This window comes from Paenibacillus aestuarii (assembly GCF_027789125.1).
GTDB classification, from domain to species: domain Bacteria; phylum Bacillota; class Bacilli; order Paenibacillales; family NBRC-103111; genus Paenibacillus_E; species Paenibacillus_E aestuarii.
In genome coordinates this window covers 1-2,368 of record NZ_JAQFVF010000028.1, presented here as the reverse complement: position 1 = coordinate 2,368, position 2,368 = coordinate 1, and the positions used below count along the sequence as shown (strand labels likewise).

Here is a 2,368-nt window from a genome sequence, read left to right as displayed (position 1 = left end):
GCTATTTTGCCATGCTGTATCAGTCATCTGATTTTGCAGAGGCGAACCAAGCGTTGTATCAGAAGGACCCGAATAAGGTGTATATCGCGATTGATGGTCCGGCAGATGATGTGCATGATACGCCTACACTTGCAGGAAATCGTGTCTCCGGTTGGACGTTGACGCTCATTTCGAAGAACGTCAGGGATAAGAAGCGGGCAATTGCCTTCCTCAGCTATCTGATTAGCGAAGAGGGGAACAAGGATCTTTGCTTAGGTGAGAAGGGCGTTACCTACGATACGATAGACGGCAAAGATCAGTTTCTGCCGGAGGTCATGCATCTACTCAACACCGACCGCAAAGCGTTTGATAGCAAAGACGGTGGTTCTTATAAGTATTGGATGCTAATGGATACGAACATGTGGCTAAAATGGAAACCAGCTGATATTGAGCCTGCCAAACAATTGGCCGATTGGACGAGGGGCAAGACGATCAGCATGTCCGAGTTCGACGATCTGGATCCGGACCCGACGACGAAGGAAGGTATTGCGAAAGCCAAAAACGATCAACTCTGGAGCCAGACGCTGCCGAAGCTGCTGACGTCCAAGTCGGATGCTGAATTCGATCAACTATTCGCCGAATACATGAACAGCCTTACCGACCGAGAAGCCATCGAAGCTAGCCGCCAAGCAGCCTATGAACGGAATGTACAGAAACTGAAGTTGCCGGTCAATCAATAGTTCTATAGATGAAACAGCAGGAAGTGAAGCAGGAGATGGGATTCCCGGCAATACGTAGGTCATCAGGGAAACGTACATTTACGATTAAACTTTCGCTTCAAGTCAAACTTATTCTGTCATTTGTGATCGTTATCTTCATACCGGTTATTCTATTCTCCTGGTATACGCTCAATCAAGAGTCCGCTAATTCAATAAAAGAATTGACGGTGAACAACGGAAAAGTACTGGCGGTCGAGAGGACGAACGTTGAGAATAATGTGGAGCTTATGAAATGGACCGCCCAGCTTGCGTTATCCAGTCGGGAAATGAACAGTTACCTGCAAGTTCAACAACGACAGAATGCAGTGGATGTTCTTCATATTAAGAATGATGTGGTCAACAGCTTTCAATATTTTCTGTTCAACAATCCTCGAATTGCGAATGTCCGATTGTTCACGGACAACCCTTATGTGAATGAGATTTGGCCAGTCATCCTACGGGAATCACGTATTGAAGACAAACCTTGGCATGACGAGGTGATGAAGCAGAACGGTTTGCCTTGGTGGGATATTTTAAAGGATGATGACGTCCTCGCCGATTCACCATCCGAACTATCACTTAATGAGCCCATCATGACGTACTTGCAGGAATTCAAATATCCGGACTATACAACACATAACGGGATTCTGGAAATATCGATGACGCTGTCGAATTTCTTCACTCGAACGTTCAGCAGTGTCCAGGACAAGGACTCACAGCTGATCGTAGTATCAAGGAGCGGACAGGTATTTAGCTTGAGGTCTTCATCTGTGTTCAAGCAGCAATGTGCGGAGGAATTGATAAACCGTTTGAAGCTCACGAGTAATACAGATCAAGAGACGGTACAGTTCAAAGTTAATGGGCAGTCCTACCTAGCGATTCAGAGCTACATTCCATCAATTGGCGCACATCTGGTTAATATGGTTAGTCTTGCAAGCACGATGGAAGGCATTCACGATTCGAGAGTTCGTTATATTGCACTCGTTTTGTTACTATTGGCATTTCTCGTACTGCTGTCTTACTCGATGCAGGCGATGATTTTGCGCAGACTTAAGGCGTTAAGAGAATCGATGGAACAGGTGAGAAGTGGTAATTTCGACGTCGAGCTGCCGCCGATTACCGGTACCGATGAGGTAGGAGAGCTGAGCTTTCATTACCACAATCTCATTTTGAAGATTAACGAGCTCATTCAAGAGCAGGCGGCTAGGCAGGCGGCGGGCAAAGAAGCTGAGCTTCGGGCGCTGAAGAACCAGATCGATTCCCACTTCCTATACAACACACTAGAGAACGTTAAGATGCTGGCGGAGATTGAGGGGCAATACCTAATATCGGATATAATGACCTCGCTAGGTGGTATGATGCGCTATTCGATGGAATGGAAGCGGGACCACGTGATGCTCAAGGATGAGATTCAGCAGGTCCTGCATTATGTATCCGTCATGAACATCCGTTATGATGGAAGACTTGATCTCCGATTGTCGGTTGAACCGGAATGCCTCAAGCAGGAATCGCTCAAAATGTCACTGCAGCCCGCACTCGAGAATGCAATCAAGCATGGGATGAGCCGCATGCATTCCAGCGACGGAAATCTTGTCATTACGATCTCTGCCGTCCGGCGTGTTGAAGATTGT

The 2,368-nt window shown here is 46.9% G+C and carries 1 protein-coding gene and 1 pseudogene; both read left to right on the top strand.

All coding sequences use genetic code 11. The features are described from left to right. Nucleotides 1-719 (top strand): annotated as a pseudogene (locus O9139_RS14165) (extracellular solute-binding protein); the annotation flags it as partial. Nucleotides 720-727: 8 nt separating this feature from the next. Beyond that, nucleotides 728-2,368: sensor histidine kinase (locus tag O9139_RS14160; RefSeq protein ID WP_270880140.1), on the top strand; the 1,641-nt coding region annotated here is incomplete at its 3' end.